We start from the raw sequence: 14,802 nt of genomic DNA on the forward strand, positions 1-14,802 counted from the left end.
CCAGCTGGGAAACGTCTGCCGAAAAGGAAGACGTCTGTTATCACATCCCCCATTCCTATAAAACGCCGGCCCGTAAAGCCAGCCGGGTTCTTCGTCGGGAATGGGTGCCGGCACCGGGTGTGTCGGTATCGCGCCCTTGGTCAGGCCGCCCGGCTCCCTTCCAGCCGGCGCAACGCTTCCGTGTCGCGCCGGGGCGGCGCGCCGAACATGCGGGCGTATTCGCGGCTGAACTGCGACGGGCTTTCGTATCCGACCTGGAAGGCCGCGTCCTCGACGTTGACCGCGCCCGAGACCATCAGGCGCCGCGCTTCCAGCAGGCGCAGCCGCTTTTGGTACTGCAGCGGCGTCATGGAGGTCAGGGCCTTGAAATGCCGGTGAAAGGCCGAGGGGCTCAGCTGGGCGACGGCCGCCAGCTCGTCCACCCGGATGGCGTCGGTGTAGCGCGCCCGCAGCATGTGGATGGCGTTGATGACACGCTGGGTGTGGTTCTGGGCCAAGGTCATGCGCGCGACCTCCGCGCCATGCGGGCCGCTCAGCAGCCAGTAGCAGATCTCGCGCATGATGGTGGGATACAGCACCGGAATGGCCTGGGGCCGGTCCAGCAGGCGCACGGCGCGCAGGGCGCAGTCGGCCAGGGGGCCGTCGAAGTCGGTGACGAAGACGCCCGGGCCGGTAGCGTCGCTGACGGGCAGGGGGGTGTCCAGCCCCTCCCACACCTCGCGCAGGATGCCCAGGTCCAGCTGGATGACGATGCCCAGGTAGGGTTTGTCCGGGCTGGCCTCGCTGACCTGGCCGGAGGCCGGCATCTCCACATTGACCATCAGGGCCTGTCCGGCACGGTAGTGATAGCGCCGGTCGCCGAAGGCCGTCCATTTGGCGCCCTGAACCACCAGGCACAGGGCCGGCTTGTGGATGATGTGCGAAGGCGGCTTCTGCTGGTTGGTGCGCATGACGATGAAGCCGTCGATGGCGGTGGGATAGGGGCTGGTTCCGCTTTGCGCGTCCGTATAGCGGGTCACCGCCTCAACCAGGGCGTCCAACATGTCCCATACTCTCGCTTGGCGCCCCGCTTGGGGGCCGTTGCGTCAGGAAGTGGGAAGCCGAGCAGGATCAGGCAAGAACTAGCGGGGTTCCGGCATTCAAGCGAAACGGGCCGGCGCCTATCTTCCAGGTCAACACCCATTCGCACGGAGATGAGCGATGACCTTGGAAAATTCAGTGGTGTCAAAGGGCAAGGTGGCGATCGTGACGGGTGGCAGCCGTGGCCTGGGCCGCAGTACCGTCCTGGCCCTGGCCCGCGACGGCATGGACGTGATCTTCACCTATCACGCCAATGGGGCTGAGGCGGACAAGGTGGTGGCGGCGGTCGAAGGGCTGGGCGCCAAGGCGGCGGCCCTGCGGCTCGACACCGGTGCGCCCGTCACCTTCGGCAGCTTCGTCGACCAGGTGCGGGCCCTGCTGGCGGACTGGGGCGTGGAGCGCTTTGATTTCCTGGTGAACAACGCCGGCACCTCGCACCACAACGCCATCGCCACGACGACGGAAGCGGAGCTGGACACCCTCTACAACGTGCATTTCAAGGGCGTGTTCTTCCTGACCCAGGCGCTGTTGCCCCTCATGAACGACGGCGGCCGCATCGTGAATGTTTCCACCGGCCTGACCCGCGTCTGTGTTCCCGGCAGCGCCGCCTACGCCGCCATGAAGGGAGCGGTCGAGGTTCTGACGCGCTATCTGGCCAAGGAATTGGGCGAGCGCCGCATCGCCGCCAACACGGTCGCCCCCGGCGCCGTCATGACCGATTTCAGCGGCGGCATCGTCCGCGACAATCCCGAGGTCAACAAGCGGGTGTCGGATATGACCGCCCTGGGCCGTCCCGGTTTGCCCGAGGACATCGGTCCCATGATCGCCGGCCTGCTGACCGAGGCCAACCGCTGGGTCAACGGCCAGCGCATCGAGGTGTCGGGCGGCATGGTGCTGTGAGGCGGAAGGCCTCAATCGCCGGCCATGGGCACGCGGGCCTCTTCGGCGATGGCCTGGTTCAGGCGGTCGATCAGGGCGCTGGCGGTCGACTGGGTGCACATGACGCGGCCCGGCTGGCTGGGGCCGGCGTCGGGCGTGGGGATGATCCGCAGGTCCGCCGGGGAGATGTGCCGTTCCGCCAGCATGCGGTCCAACGCCAGGCGGTTGATAAGGGCGAAGTCGATGCGGCCCTTGGCCACCATGGCCACCAGGGTGCTCTGGCCGCCGCGCACCCGCTCCCGGTTGGGGGCGTCGGGCGTGGGGGCAGCCCCTGGTTGGCCGGCCCCTGGTTGGTCAGCCCCTGGTTGGTGAGGGCGCCCCGGCTGGACGTAGCGTTCGTCCGCCCATGACCCGTCGGAAAAGCCGAAGACCAGGTCCGGGCGGGTCAGCAGGTCCGCCAGCGTCGGGTTGGTGCCGATGCGCGGGTCGCTCGCCCGGACCAGCAGCACCCAATCCGGTGCCGGCCCCAACGGATCGGTGAATTTGAAACGGCGGGCCCGGTCGGGCGTCAACGCCCAGTTCAGAGTGCACAGGGGCTGGCGGCCGGAGTCCAGGTCGTTCAGCAGCCGTCGCCGGGTCCACGGCTCCTGCCACACCAGGGTCAGGCCGGCGCGGGCCGCCACCCGGTTCATGGTGTCGACCAGGGGGCCGTAGGGCTGCTGCGTTTCGCGGTTCCAGTTCAGCACGGGCGGCTGCTCCGCGAAGACCATCACCAGCGTGGGGTTGGGTGGGGGCGCGTCATCGATGACCGCGCGCGCCGGCGGCGGATAGCCCAGCGCCATGCCGCATGATATCAGGACCGCCACCCGGAAAACGGCCGCCAGGGCACGTCGTCCGGGCCGGGTGCGTACTCGGGAAAACGCTGGTCCGTTTCTATTCGGCGGCAAGCGTCTTGCCCAGATTGTTGTCCAGGTAGGTGCCCACGACCTCATTCAACGCGTCGGACCGGTCGTTGAAGAAGTGGTTGGCGCCCTCGACCTTCTTGAAGTCGATCTTGATGTCGCGCTGGTTGGACAGCTTGTTGACCAGCTTGGTCACCGCCGCGTCCGGCACCAATTCATCCTTGTCGCCGTGGACGATCAGGCCGGAGGAGGGGCAGGGCGCCAGGAAGCTGAAGTCGAACATGTTGGCGGGCGGGGCCACCGACACGAATCCGTCGATCTCCGGCCGGCGCATCAGCAGCTGCATGCCGATCCAGGCGCCGAAGGAGAAGCCGCCGATCCAGCAGGCCGTGGCGTTGGGATTGTAGGTCTGCAGCCAATCCAGCGCCGACGCGGCGTCCGACAGCTCGCCCTCGCCCCGGTCATAGGTACCCTGGCTGCGGCCGACGCCACGGAAGTTGAAGCGCAGGCAAGAGAAGCCGCGCTGCGCGAAGGCGTGGAACAGGGTGTAGACCACCTTGTTGTTCATGGTCCCGCCGTACTGCGGGTGCGGATGCAGCAGCAGGGCGATGGGGGCGTTGGTCGACTTGCCGTGAAGGTAGCGCCCCTCGATCCGGCCGGCCGGTCCATTGATGATGACTTCAGGCATCGTGCTCCGTTTCCGCTGCTGTATGGAACGTGGTACCCGTACCGTTGGAACCTGCACGGGGGGAAAACAGCCACATCAAGGCCCGTGGCGCTGGCATCGCTTGACCCCGCAGGCACGCGATCTTATATCGCAAGGCTGGGCCTCCTGGAGCCATGTGCGGACGCATCGGACAATCTGACCCCCCGTTTCTCGGGACGGCCAGGCTGCAATGATGGCAGACGACCATTCCGGGCGCGATTTATACCACAGCGAGCGCATCGGTGTTCAAGCGTCTTCAAGAAGAGATCGAGGGTATTAAAGCCCGCGACCCGGCGGCGCGCTCCACCCTGGAGGTGCTGCTGTGCTATCCGGGCCTACATGCTGTGCTGTTGTACCGCCTGGCCAACCACTGCTGGCGTAACGGCTGGCCGACGCTGGGCCGATTCATTTCGCACCTGGCCCGCATGGGCACCGGCATCGAAATCCACCCCGGCGCCACCATAGGCGAGGGATTCTTCATCGACCATGGCATGGGCGTGGTGATCGGCGAGACGGCGGAGATCGGCCGCAACGTCCACCTCTATCACGCGGTCACCCTGGGCGGTACCTCGCTCAGCAAGGGCAAGCGCCATCCCACCGTGGGCGACAATGTCATCATCGGCGCGGGCGCCAAGATCCTGGGCGCCATAACCATCGGATCGGGGGCGCGCATCGGCGCCAACGCGGTGGTGGTGGCCGACGTCGCGGCGGGCGCCACCATGGTGGGCATTCCGGCCCGCGCCGTCACGGCCAAGGCCAAGACGGAAAAGGACCAGTTCCTGGCCTACGGCACGCCCTGCAACAACCTGCCCGACCCCGTGGCCCGTGCCCTGCAGGCGCTGACCGACCAGGTCAGCACCCTCAGCCGCCGCATCGAGGAGCTGGAGCAGGCGGCCCCCATCGTCCCCTTGGTCACCCCCGAGATGATCGCCCCCCAGATGGCCCGGGCCGGCGTCGGGGATGAGGAGTGCGGCAAGTCCGGCCGCCCACCCTGCTGAACGGCCTGACCGTCCCTTCCAACCGGTTCACCCTGATGCCGTCGATCTATCTCGACCATAACGGCACCTGCCCGCCCCGGCCCGAGGCCGTCGCGGCCATGGTGGCGGCGCTGTCCCTGCCGGGGAACCCCTCCTCCGTCCATGCCCAGGGGCGTGAGGCGCGGCGGCGGGTGGAGGTGGCGCGCCGCCAGGTGGCGGCACTGCTGAACCTCCCCCCCGCCACCCTGATCTTCACCGGCAGCGGGACGGAGGCCAACGCCCTGGCGCTGGCCAGCGCCGGCGAGCGCCCCGTCATCACCAGCGCCATCGAGCATGCCAGCGTGCTGGAGGCGACCCCGGGGGCCGGCCGCTGCCCAGTCAACCCGGATGGCGTGGTCGATTTGGGCGCGCTGGACACGATGCTGGGGAATGCCGGCCGCCCGGCCTTCCTGTCGCTCATGGCGGTGAACAACGAGACCGGCGTCATCCAGCCGGTGGCCGAGGTGGCGACCCTGGTGCGGCGCCACGGCGCCCTGTTTCATTGCGACGCCAGCCAGGCGGTGGGCCGCCTGGCCTGGGACTGGGCCGCCCTCGCGCCCGATTACCTGACCGTTTCCGCCCACAAGATCGGCGGGCCCCAGGGCGTGGGCACCCTGGCCGTGCGCGACGGCGCCCCCCTGGCCCCCATCCTGCGCGGTGGCGGACAGGAGCGGCGGCGGCGGGCGGGGACGGAGAACGTGGCCGGCATCGTCGGCTTCGGCGCGGCGGCGGCGGCCTGCGACGCCGGCGCCTTCAACCGGCTGGCGGTCTTGCGCGACGGGTTGGAGGCGCGCCTGCGGGCGGCGGCGCCGGAATTGGTCGTGGCCGGCGCCAGGGCGGAGCGCGTGGCCAATACCAGTTGCCTGGTGACGCCCGGCTGGCGGGGGGAAACGCAAGTGATGGCGCTGGATCTGGCGGGCTATGCCGTCAGCAGTGGCTCCGCCTGTTCCAGCGGCAAGGTTGCGGCTTCCCACGTGCTGGCGGCCATGGGAATAGGCCCGGATCTGGCCGGTTGCGCCATCCGCGTCAGCCTGGGCTGGTCGACCACCGAAGATGAGGTGCGCCAGTTCGCCGACGCCTGGACGGCTCTGCACGGCCGTCGTGCGCCGGCACCGGCGGCACAGCAGGCCCATCTATCGCCACAGGATAGGCAGTCTGTCATTTCGCAGACGGTGCGGCAGCAGTAGGGTTGCGCCCCGGCTGGCTTAAGAAGGCCGGGCTAGGGTATGACTCCCCGGGGGCGGGGTGAAGCAGGGGTAGGCGGGCGCATGGCCGAAGGTAGTGGTGGGAACAAAGCCCCGCAGAACGGAGCGGGACAGGGTGTCTCCGGCGTGGTGCCGGGCGGCATGGGGGATTGCTGGGCCTGTGGCAAGCCGGTCTCCGGCCGGGCGCTGTTCTGCCACAACTGCGGCTCCATCCAGCCGCCGGCCGACCTGGACGCCTTCGCACGCCTGAACCTGGAACGCCGCTTCGATGTCGAGCGCGCGGTGCTGGACCGCCAGCGGACCGGCTTCATCCGCATCCTGGATCCGGAACGGCTGAAGTCGCGCGGGCCCCAGGAACGCGCCTTGGCTGACCGGCACCGCCAGGCGGTGGAACAGGCCTACGCCACCCTGCGCGATCCCGCGGCCCGCGCCCGCTATCTCCTGGACCTGGTGCGCCCGGACGGCGACCTGCCGGGCACGCCGGGCAAGGGGCCGGAGGATGCCGACATGGCTGATCTGGCGGCCCAGGTGGCGGAACTGCACGCCGCCAACCCGGTGGATGAGGACCAGCTGGAGCAGGCGACCCTGGGCGTCATCGGCGCCATCGCCGGCACCCTGGTGGACCTGTCCGCAGCCTTCCACAACGACAACCTCGCCGCCGTGCCGGCACTGGCCGAGCGCCTGGCCCTGTGCCAGCAGCTGGGTGAGGCGCTGGGCGCCGTGACGCCGCCTGACCTGGATTGAGACACGCCCCCGTCGATCCCCATCCTTGATCACCCCCCGCCCTCCGGCGCTATGTTTGGGGATGGGCGGCGCCTGGGCCGCCCGGCAGCCACCGGGTGCGGGGCATGGACAAGACTTACGCCAGCGTTTCCTCCTTTGACGACGGCGCCCGGCGGCCGGGCCCTGCGGGGCCGCTGGACCGTCTGCGACGCCTGATCGCGCCGGAACGCGGCGACCGGGAGGATACGCAGCTGGCCGTGGCCTTGTGCTTCGTCGCCGGCATGACCAATGCCGGGGGGTTCCTGGCGGTGGGTCAGTACACGTCGCACATGTCGGGGGTGGTGTCGGGCCTGGCCGACAACCTGGTGCTGGGCGCCACCGACATGGTTCTGATGGGGCTGCGCGCCCTGGGCGCCTTCCTGGCCGGCGCCGCCTGTTCCGCCATCCTGATCAACTGGGGCCGGCGCCGGGCCAACACCAGCCAGTACGCCTTGCCCCTGTTGCTTGAGGCCGCCCTGCTGCTGCTTTTCGGCGCGCTGGGCGTGCTGCGCCCTGCGGTTCCCTATTTCCTGGACGTGGCCGTGCCGCTGCTGTGCTTCATCATGGGTCTGCAGAACGCCATCATCACCAAGATATCCCGCGCCCGCATCCGCACCACTCACCTGACGGGGATGGTGACGGATATCGGAATCGAGCTGGGCAAGATGCTCTATTGGAACCGGCGGGCGCCGGACGCCGTCAGGGCCGCCGGCCAGGACGCCACCCGCGTCCACGCCGACCTAGCCAAGCTGCGCCTGCTGTCCAGCCTGGTCGGGTCGTTCTTCATCGGCGGGGTGCTGGGCGCCCTGGGCTTCAAGGCCATCGGCTTTTCCGTGACCGTGCCGTTGGCCCTGCTGCTTTTGCTGCTGGCCATCGTGCCGCTGATCGACGACCTGCGGCGCGCGCCCGCTCGGCGCTGACGGCTCAGGGCGCGCCCACCCCCGGCATCACCCGCACCTCCAGTGCCGACGGGTAGTCGGGGCTGCGGTAGACGCGTTCGCGCGCGGCCTTGAAGTCCTCCGGCTTGGCGTTGGGGATGTCGACGAAGGTTTGCGGGTTGCGGTCCGTCAGCGGGAACCAGCTGCTTTGAATCTGCACCATGATGCGGTGGCCGCGGCGGAAGGTGTGGTTGACGTCGGCCAGGGCGTAGCGGATGGGCGTCACCTGGTCCGGCACCATGGGTTCCGGCTTTTCGAAGCTGTTGCGGAACTTGGCTCGCAGCGGATCGCCGCGCACCAGCTGCTGGTATCCGCCCAGATCGACCGACGGCGGCGGCACGTCGGCCTTGGGGTCGGTTGACCCCTCCGCCCCGCCGGCCTGACCGGGCGGCAGGTCCTGCGGATAGACGTCGATCAGCTTCACCACCCAGTCGCTGTCGGTGCCCGAGGTGGAGACGAACAGCTTGGGCGACACCGGCCCGACGATGGTGACGTCGTTCTCCAGCGGGGCGGTCTGGTAGACCAGCACGTCGGGCCGGGTGGTGGCGAAGCGCTGGTCGGCCACCATGTACTCCTTGGGCACGTCGGTGGTGACGTAGCCGACGTAGGGCACGGGATGGGCCGGGTCGCTGACGTATTCGTCGAATTTGGTCCCGTTCTTGGCCGTCGGCGCCGTCCAGGCCAGGCCGCCGCCGGGCTGCAGGTACAGGGTGCGGGTCTGCGCCTGCTTGGGCGGCCAGGAGGCATACTGGCGCCAGACGTTGGTTCCCGTCTCGAACACCGTGGCCTTGGCCAGCTTGGGGTCGGGCGCACCCTTCAGGTGTTGTTCGAAGAAGGGGAAGAGGATGTTCTTGCGGTAATAATCGCCGGTGTCTGAGGCGAAGTCGACCGCGCCCAGCTTGCGGCCGTAGGACCGGGCCCAGCCGCCGTGCACCCACGGGCCGATCACCAGGTTGTTGGGCGTGCCGGGGTTCTGCGCCTCGATGGCGTTGTAGGTGGTGAAGGGGCCGTGCAGATCCTCCGCGTCGAACCAGCCGCCCACGGTCAGCACGGCGGCCTTGATGTTCTTCAGGTGCGGGGCGATGGCGCGCGGCTTCCAGTAGTCGTCGTAGGTGGGGTGGTCCACCATTTCGCGCCAGTTGATCCCGTCCTCCTTGCTGAACAGGTCGCTGATCTGCGCCAGGCTGCCCTTCCTCAGGTAGAAGTCATAACCGTCGGTGGTGCCGAAATCATAATCCGACCAGCCGCGCGGTTCCGTGGTCGGGTTCTTCTGCGGCTTGAACGCGGCGTAGAAGCTGAAGTTGGCCGCCAGCATGTAGGCGCCGCCGTGATAGGCGTCGTCGCCCATATACAGATCGGTCACCGGCGCCTGGGGCGAGGCCGCCTTGATGGCCGGATGGCTGTCGATGATGCTGGCCGAGGTGAAAAAGCCCGGGTAGCTGATGCCCCAGATGCCGACCTTGCCGTTGTTGCCCGGCACGTTCTTCAGCAGCCAATCCACGCTGTCGTGCATGTCGCTGCTGTCGTCCGTGTCCGTCTTGGACTTCTTGACGTCGATGTGCGGCCGCATTTCCACCCAGCTGGCGCCGGACATGAAACGGCCGCGCACATCCTGGAAGACGAAGATGTAGCCGGACTTGTCGAAGTCCGGTGACGGGCCCAGCTGCTTGGGATAGGCCTCGCTGCCGTACCACAGCTCCCTGCCCACCCGGGCGCCGACACCATAGGGCGTGCGCACCATTAGGAAGGGATAGGTCTTGGACTGGTCCTTGGGCACATAGACGACGGTGAACAGCTCCACGCCGTCGCGCATGGGAATGCGGTACTCATACTTGGTGTAGTGTTCCGGCACGCTGTAGGGCTTGTCCTGCCCCTGTTGCGCGGCCCCCTGGGCCGCCCCTTGGGCCAGGGCCACCGGTGCCGCCATTGGCCCCGCCAGCGTCAACGCCAAACCCAAGGCGGCCACCGCGCACGCCGCGCCCTTGCCCATCGTCATGCCATTCCCCATCCAGCCAATGCCCAATTGCGGGCGATCCGGCGCCCGAACCGTTTGGCCGTCAAGCTAAGCCATTACGGATCCTGGCGGAAGCGGCGATTGGGATGGGGTCAGGAACAGCCGTCGGCCGTCTCCGGCGCCTCGCTGTCGGCGGGGCGGGGGATGTGCAGCTCGGTTGCCAGCGCGGCGTCGCTGCTGCAATAGGGCTTCTTGGTCTGCCAGCTGCGGATGCGGCGGAAGGTGTCGGGGGTGGTGCCCACGGGGTCGTCGTCCTGGGCGTTGGCGGTCAGCTGATAGACGGCGATGGTGGTGGGGGCCGGGTCGGGGACGGAGTCACCCATCTTGCGGGTGGCGATCAACAGCAAGGTCTGCGGCTTGCCCTCCACCGTGCCGTGGGCGAAGACGACGGATCGCAATGCGTCCTCCCCGGTGTGCGGGCTGTCCCGCACGATTTCCGCGACGCCGGGCGGTGTCTCCGCCTCCACCGACACCAGGTTCCAGCCGTGGCGGTCGCCGCCGGCCGGCTTCATCAACACCATGTAGGTGGCGTGGCCCCAGGCGTTGCCGTTATCGCGCCAGGCGCGGATGACGATGGCCGTCCGGCCGTCCGGGGCGAAGTTGTCCAGCGTGTTGACGCCGTACTCAAGGGCGATGGGATTTAGGTTGGCGATGCCCTGGGGACCATCGCCCGGCGCCGCTTTTGTGCCCTGGGGTTTGGCCGCGACGGCGGGCTGGGCCATCAGGGCGAGGGCCAGGAATGATGGCAACAGCCAGCGAAGGGGCAGCATGGGACGGGCCTTGTCTGTCATGGGCAGCGATTCCCGACCTTCATACAGCGCCGTCCGTGTCGATTCCATGACGCGCCCGGCCGCAGGCGCACCGTTGGCGGCCGGCATGCGTGACGCCATCTTTACAAGTGGGCCGCCGCCCTCTACCAAAGCAGGCTGATCCGGGCGGCGTCCGGGGCGCCCGCCGGTGATGACCCATTTATTGGCCAACCCTTATCAGAGTGATCCAGATCCCATGCCCAAGATGACGTTCGTTGAGACCGATGGAACCCGCCGCGAGGTGGACGCCCCGCTGGGCCTGTCGATCCTGGAGGTCGCGCGTCGGCACAACATCGATCTGGAAGGCGCCTGCGAGGGCTCGCTGGCTTGCTCGACCTGCCACGTCGTCGTGGCGCCGGAATGGTACGACCTGCTGCCGGATGCCAAGGAAGATGAGGAGGACATGCTGGACCTGGCGTTCGGCCTGACCAAGACGTCGCGCCTGGGTTGCCAGATCCGCATTTCCGAAGAGCTGGACGGCCTGGTCGTGCAGCTGCCGGGCGCCAAGTGATGCCGACGGCATGAGGTTCTCCTCATGCCGTTGTAGCCCGCGACCGCGGGCGCCCGGCGTATGAGGGCGTGCAAACACACAGGCCGGCCTTGCGGGAATGACCGCCAGGCCGCGCTTGCGCTTTGGCGCATCTTGGCCCATATGCGGGCCCATGAATTCCCTAGGCTTCGATAAGGCGCCGGCTGACACCCGCGTGGTAGTCGCCATGTCCGGCGGAGTGGACAGCTCGGTCACCGCGGCCCTCCTGAAGGAGGAAGGCTACGACGTGGTGGGCGTCACCCTGCAACTGTACGACCACGGCATGGCCGTGGGGCGCAAGGGGGCCTGCTGCGCCGGCCAGGACATCTACGACGCCTCGCGCGTGGCCGAGACCATCGGCATCCCTCATTACGTCCTGGACTACGAATCCCGCTTCTCCGACGCGGTGATGCAGGATTTCGCCGACAGCTACCTGCGCGGCGAAACGCCCATCCCCTGCGTGCGCTGCAACCAGCGGGTCAAGTTCCGTGACCTGCTGGACCAGGCCCGCGATCTAGGGGCGGAGGCGCTGGCCACCGGCCATTACGTGCGCCGGGTGCAAGGGGCAAACGGCGCCGAGTTGCATCGTGCCGCCGACCCGGCCAAGGACCAGAGCTATTTCCTGTTCGCCACCACCCAGGCGCAGCTGGACTTCCTGCGCTTTCCCTTGGGCGGCATGCCCAAGACGGAAACCCGGGCGCTGGCCGACCGCTACAACCTGCCGGTGGCCGACAAGCCGGACAGCCAGGACATCTGTTTCGTCCCCAACGGCTCCTACGCCGCCGTGGTGAACCGCCTGCGTCCCGGTGCCGTGACGCCGGGCGACATCGTCCATGTCGATGGCCGTGTGCTGGGCCGGCATGACGGCGTCATCAACTACACCGTGGGCCAGCGCAAGGGCTTAGGGTTGGGCGGCAACGCCGCCCTGGCGGTGGAGCCCGGCGGCGATACCGACCCGCTTTACGTGGTGCGCGTGGATGCCGCCAGCGCCCAGGTGGTGGTGGGCCCGCGCGCGGCCCTGGCCCGGACCCGCGTGACCGTGCGCGAGGTGAACTGGCTGGGCGGTGCCATCCCAACCGATGGCGTGCCCGTGACGGTCAAGTTGCGCTCCGCCCAGCCGGCCCTAGCGGCCCGCCTGTTCCTGGATACCCAGGGGGCAGCCACCATTGAACTGGACCAGCCCCAGTTCGGTGTCGCCCCCGGCCAGGCCGCCGTGTTTTACCAGGATGACCGTGTCTTGGGTGGCGGCTGGATCGTGGGCGCGGCGTAAGCTCCACCTTCCCATGGTACAGTGCGGCTCCGTTTCCCAGGTGCCGGAGGTCCCATGCAACAAGGTCGTGCCAGCCGCACCGCCCTGGCCGTCGCCGCCTTGCGGGCGGCGCATCAATTGATGGACGCGCCTCTCGTCTTCACCGACCCCTTGGCCCTACCCCTCCTGGGGCCGGAGGCGGAGGCCCGCATCCAGGCGGATGAGGCTCGGTTACATGCGCCGCCGGCGCGCTTCCTGCGCGCGGCCCTGGTGGCGCGCAGCCGCTTCGCCGAAGACGCGCTGGCGGCGGCGGTGGCCCAGGGTGTGGACCAGTACGTGGTGCTGGGCGCCGGCCTCGACACGTTCGCCTATCGCAATCCCCATCCCGGCCTGCGCGTCCTGGAGGTCGACCATCCGGCGACACAGGCGTGGAAGCGAGAGATGCTGGCGGCGGCGGGCATCGCCCCGCCCGCCGGTGTGGCCTATGCCGCCGTCGATTTCGAGAGCGACACCCTGGCGGATGGTCTGACGCGTGCCGGTTTCGACTGGAACCGGCCGGCCTTTGTCGCCTGGCTGGGCGTCACCGTCTATCTGACGCGGGACGCCATCCTCGACACCCTGCGGCGGGTGGCGGCGCTGCCCGCCGGCAGCGGCATCGTCTTCGACTATAGCCTGCCGCCCGATCGCCTGACCGACGGCCAGCGCGTGACGTTCCAGGCCATCGCAGACCGCGCGGCGGCGGAGGGTGAGCCGTGGCGCACCTTTTTCACCCCCGACGCGCTGGCCGAGGATCTCCGTGGCCTGGGTTTCGGCGCGGTGGTGGATGTGGGTCCGGCGGAGCTGAACCCCCGCTATTTCGCCGGCCGTGCCGACGGCCTGGCGCTGGGCGGTGTCGGACGCCTGGCGCACGCCTCTGTTACCAGCCCGTCACCAATAACGCGTGGATTGTAATCGATGGCGCCCATACACTTTCCGATAGGTAGCTGGGGAAGGTGGGCGATGCGGCGGTGGATGCCCGGCCTGGTCCTGATGGGCTGGGCGTGCATGGGGGGTGGGGCGGCGATGGGGGCCTCGTCGGCTGGAACGGCGGTGCCGGGGTGGCCCCTGTTGGAACATCACATCATCGACCCCCTGGGCCGTGAGGTGACCTATTACCTGTCCGCGCCGCAGGGGCCCCCGCGCCCCTTGGCGGTGGTCATCCAGGGCTCCGGCTGCGCCGCGCTGTTCCATGACACGGACGGCCGCAGGAGCACCCGCTTCTTCGCCTTGGGTGCCGCACTCAAGGATGGCCGCTTCACCGTGCTGGCGGTGGACAAGCCTTATGCCGGCCTGCCCGAGGGGGCGAAGGGCACGGGGGCGGAAGGCTGCGATGCCCGTTTCAACCAGGACTTCACGGCGGAGCGCTGGCTGGCCGCCCTGCAGGCAGCGCTGGCCGACGCGCGGGGACAGCCGGGGGTGGACGCGGCCCGCACCCTGGCTTTCGGCCATTCCGAAGGGGCGGTGATGGCGGCCCTGCTGGCGGGGCACGACGCCACCATCACCGATGTCGCGGCCTTCGGCGCCGGCGGGCCCACGCAACTGTTCGACATCATCGCCTTCGCCTACCTGGGCGGCGGCTGGGCCCATGTCGGGCGTGACGGGCTGGACGGGTTGGCGGACCAGGTACGGGCCATCAACGCCGACCCCGACAACGCCACCACCTTCGTCTGGGGCCACCCTTATCGGCGGTGGAGTTCCTTCTTGCGGGTTTCGGCCGCGGAGGAACTGCGGCGGTCCAAGGCGAGGGTCTACCTGGCCGGCGGGACGGAGGACCAGGCCACACCCCTGCTGTCACTGGAACTGACGGCCGCCACGCTGCTCGCCAATGGACGCGACGTCACCCTGCGGCGCATTTCCGGTGCCGACCACAGCCTGGCGACCACGCCCGGCAGCACGGCGGAGACGGCGGCGGAATACGCCCGCGCCTTCGCCTGGTTCTGGAAAACGGACCCGCTTAGGCCGGAGGGCAAGGCCCCCTAGCCGGACGGCGCACGCTTAAGGGGTATCGCCAGCGGTTTTGCCCGCGCGTAGTCTGACCTCACCACATTCGGCATGCGGAACAAGGGCTTGCCGACACCTTGGGGAGGATGAGGATGCTGCGTACCGTTGCGATCATGTGCCTGGCGGCTCTGGCCCTGGTCGGGTGCTCCATGCCCACGCCCGTGTCCAACGTCTCGGCGGAGGATCTGGCCGGCACGGGGTGGGAACTGCAGCACTGGCAGCAGCGCAACGGCGGCGCCTATCCCCTCATGCCCGGCGGCAACGGCGGGCCCATCAGCATACGCTTCAGCCGCGATGGGGCGGCCAACATCCTGTCGGGCAGTGCCGGCTGCAACCGCTATCGCGGTGGCTATACCCTGGGCGGGGGATACCTGCAGGTGCTGCCGGCCGCCACCACCCGCATGGCCTGCCTGTCGCCGGAACGCGCCAAGCTGGAGCAGGACTACCTGAACGTCCTGGCCAACGCCACCACCCTGACCCGCGAGCGTGATCCCGGCCGCGATCTGGATACCCTGACGCTGGCCAGCAGCGAGGGCGACGAACTGCTGTTCGTGCGTGTCCTGGGTGGGGAGACGCCGGAACCGGGGTCGGTCGGCAACACCGTGGGCCAGTAAGCTATCGCGATGTTCAGAAACAACAAACCCCTGGGGTCCGTGCAGGTCGCCCCAGGGGT

The 14,802-nt window shown here is 68.8% G+C and carries 14 protein-coding genes and 1 pseudogene; 10 read left to right on the forward strand and 5 right to left on the reverse strand.

Annotation, left to right across the window (positions count from 1 at the left end; genetic code table 11):
* Positions 1 to 140 precede the first annotated feature (140 nt).
* Positions 141 to 1,043, reverse strand: a complete 903-nt coding sequence (locus tag P5F91_RS21950) for an AraC family transcriptional regulator (RefSeq protein WP_277908269.1) — start codon at positions 1,041 to 1,043, stop codon at positions 141 to 143.
* 157 nt (positions 1,044 to 1,200) lie between these two features.
* Between P5F91_RS21950 and P5F91_RS21955 the strand changes: the two genes are divergently transcribed.
* Complete coding sequence (locus tag P5F91_RS21955; protein ID WP_145608706.1) at positions 1,201 to 1,980, forward strand: SDR family NAD(P)-dependent oxidoreductase; 780 nt, start codon at positions 1,201 to 1,203, stop codon at positions 1,978 to 1,980.
* An 11-nt stretch (positions 1,981 to 1,991) separates the two neighbouring features.
* Here the strand turns inward: P5F91_RS21955 and P5F91_RS21960 are convergent, their stop codons facing one another.
* Positions 1,992 to 2,801 carry a substrate-binding periplasmic protein gene (locus P5F91_RS21960; RefSeq protein WP_186454519.1) on the reverse strand — a complete coding sequence of 270 codons (810 nt, stop codon included), beginning with the start codon at positions 2,799 to 2,801 and terminating at the stop codon, positions 1,992 to 1,994.
* 91 nt (positions 2,802 to 2,892) lie between these two features.
* Entirely contained in the window at positions 2,893 to 3,549 is a 657-nt protein-coding gene (locus P5F91_RS21965) for an alpha/beta hydrolase (RefSeq protein WP_145608704.1), read from the reverse strand.
* A 260-nt stretch (positions 3,550 to 3,809) separates the two neighbouring features.
* Between P5F91_RS21965 and cysE the strand changes: the two genes are divergently transcribed.
* The 4 genes and pseudogenes from cysE to P5F91_RS21985 form a co-directional block, all read left to right on the forward strand.
* The gene (gene cysE / locus P5F91_RS21970) at positions 3,810 to 4,565 is read left to right on the forward strand and encodes a serine O-acetyltransferase (RefSeq protein WP_145608703.1); all 756 of its coding nucleotides are present in this window, start codon (positions 3,810 to 3,812) and stop codon (positions 4,563 to 4,565) included.
* Positions 4,535 to 5,770, forward strand: a complete 1,236-nt coding sequence (locus tag P5F91_RS21975) for a cysteine desulfurase family protein (RefSeq protein ID WP_277908270.1) — start codon at positions 4,535 to 4,537, stop codon at positions 5,768 to 5,770. The genes cysE and P5F91_RS21975 overlap by 31 nt, the downstream gene beginning before the upstream one ends.
* An 81-nt stretch (positions 5,771 to 5,851) precedes the next feature.
* Positions 5,852 to 6,532, forward strand: coding sequence for a hypothetical protein (locus P5F91_RS21980; RefSeq protein WP_145608702.1), 681 nt, complete (start codon positions 5,852 to 5,854; stop codon positions 6,530 to 6,532).
* 173 nt (positions 6,533 to 6,705) lie between these two features.
* Positions 6,706 to 7,449: pseudogene (locus P5F91_RS21985) on the forward strand (YoaK family protein); the annotation flags it as partial.
* A gap of 25 nt (positions 7,450 to 7,474) precedes the next feature.
* Here P5F91_RS21985 and P5F91_RS21990 read toward each other — a convergent pair.
* The gene (locus P5F91_RS21990; protein WP_277908271.1) at positions 7,475 to 9,484 is read right to left on the reverse strand and encodes a CocE/NonD family hydrolase; all 2,010 of its coding nucleotides are present in this window, start codon (positions 9,482 to 9,484) and stop codon (positions 7,475 to 7,477) included.
* A gap of 110 nt (positions 9,485 to 9,594) precedes the next feature.
* Positions 9,595 to 10,293: a hypothetical protein gene (locus tag P5F91_RS21995; protein ID WP_145608700.1), complete on the reverse strand. Its 699-nt coding sequence runs from the start codon at positions 10,291 to 10,293 to the stop codon at positions 9,595 to 9,597.
* Between the two features lie 214 nt (positions 10,294 to 10,507).
* Here P5F91_RS21995 and P5F91_RS22000 point away from each other — a divergent pair, with 214 nt between their 5' ends.
* The 5 genes from P5F91_RS22000 (at position 10,508) to P5F91_RS22020 (ending at position 14,743) form a co-directional block, all read left to right on the forward strand.
* Entirely contained in the window at positions 10,508 to 10,822 is a 315-nt protein-coding gene (locus P5F91_RS22000) for a ferredoxin family 2Fe-2S iron-sulfur cluster binding protein (RefSeq protein ID WP_040848268.1), read from the forward strand.
* Between the two features lie 151 nt (positions 10,823 to 10,973).
* The gene (mnmA, locus tag P5F91_RS22005) at positions 10,974 to 12,110 is read left to right on the forward strand and encodes a tRNA 2-thiouridine(34) synthase MnmA (protein ID WP_277908272.1); all 1,137 of its coding nucleotides are present in this window, start codon (positions 10,974 to 10,976) and stop codon (positions 12,108 to 12,110) included.
* 54 nt (positions 12,111 to 12,164) lie between these two features.
* Positions 12,165 to 13,040: a class I SAM-dependent methyltransferase gene (locus tag P5F91_RS22010; RefSeq protein ID WP_277908273.1), complete on the forward strand. Its 876-nt coding sequence runs from the start codon at positions 12,165 to 12,167 to the stop codon at positions 13,038 to 13,040.
* Positions 13,041 to 13,088: 48 nt separating this feature from the next.
* Complete coding sequence (locus P5F91_RS22015; protein WP_277908274.1) at positions 13,089 to 14,108, forward strand: alpha/beta hydrolase family protein; 1,020 nt, start codon at positions 13,089 to 13,091, stop codon at positions 14,106 to 14,108.
* Between the two features lie 113 nt (positions 14,109 to 14,221).
* The gene (locus tag P5F91_RS22020) at positions 14,222 to 14,743 is read left to right on the forward strand and encodes an META domain-containing protein (RefSeq protein ID WP_186454517.1); all 522 of its coding nucleotides are present in this window, start codon (positions 14,222 to 14,224) and stop codon (positions 14,741 to 14,743) included.
* Positions 14,744 to 14,802 lie beyond the last annotated feature (59 nt).

Source organism: Nitrospirillum amazonense (assembly GCF_029594735.1).
Classification (GTDB): domain Bacteria; phylum Pseudomonadota; class Alphaproteobacteria; order Azospirillales; family Azospirillaceae; genus Nitrospirillum; species Nitrospirillum amazonense.

Excerpts from the sequence above, each read along its gene's own strand:
- P5F91_RS21950 (WP_277908269.1), bottom strand. The coding sequence starts at position 1,043 with ATGTTGGACGCCCTGGTTGAGGCGGTGACCCGCTATACGGACGCGCAA.
- P5F91_RS21955 (WP_145608706.1), top strand. The coding sequence starts at position 1,201 with ATGACCTTGGAAAATTCAGTGGTGTCAAAGGGCAAGGTGGCGATCGTG.
- P5F91_RS21960 (WP_186454519.1), bottom strand. The coding sequence starts at position 2,801 with ATGGCGCTGGGCTATCCGCCGCCGGCGCGCGCGGTCATCGATGACGCG.
- P5F91_RS21965 (WP_145608704.1), bottom strand. The coding sequence starts at position 3,549 with ATGCCTGAAGTCATCATCAATGGACCGGCCGGCCGGATCGAGGGGCGC.
- P5F91_RS21980 (WP_145608702.1), top strand. The coding sequence starts at position 5,852 with ATGGCCGAAGGTAGTGGTGGGAACAAAGCCCCGCAGAACGGAGCGGGA.
- P5F91_RS21990 (WP_277908271.1), bottom strand. The coding sequence starts at position 9,484 with ATGACGATGGGCAAGGGCGCGGCGTGCGCGGTGGCCGCCTTGGGTTTG.
- P5F91_RS21995 (WP_145608700.1), bottom strand. The coding sequence starts at position 10,293 with ATGACAGACAAGGCCCGTCCCATGCTGCCCCTTCGCTGGCTGTTGCCA.
- P5F91_RS22000 (WP_040848268.1), top strand. The coding sequence starts at position 10,508 with ATGCCCAAGATGACGTTCGTTGAGACCGATGGAACCCGCCGCGAGGTG.
- mnmA (WP_277908272.1), top strand. The coding sequence starts at position 10,974 with ATGAATTCCCTAGGCTTCGATAAGGCGCCGGCTGACACCCGCGTGGTA.
- P5F91_RS22010 (WP_277908273.1), top strand. The coding sequence starts at position 12,165 with ATGCAACAAGGTCGTGCCAGCCGCACCGCCCTGGCCGTCGCCGCCTTG.
- P5F91_RS22015 (WP_277908274.1), top strand. The coding sequence starts at position 13,089 with ATGCGGCGGTGGATGCCCGGCCTGGTCCTGATGGGCTGGGCGTGCATG.
- P5F91_RS22020 (WP_186454517.1), top strand. The coding sequence starts at position 14,222 with ATGCTGCGTACCGTTGCGATCATGTGCCTGGCGGCTCTGGCCCTGGTC.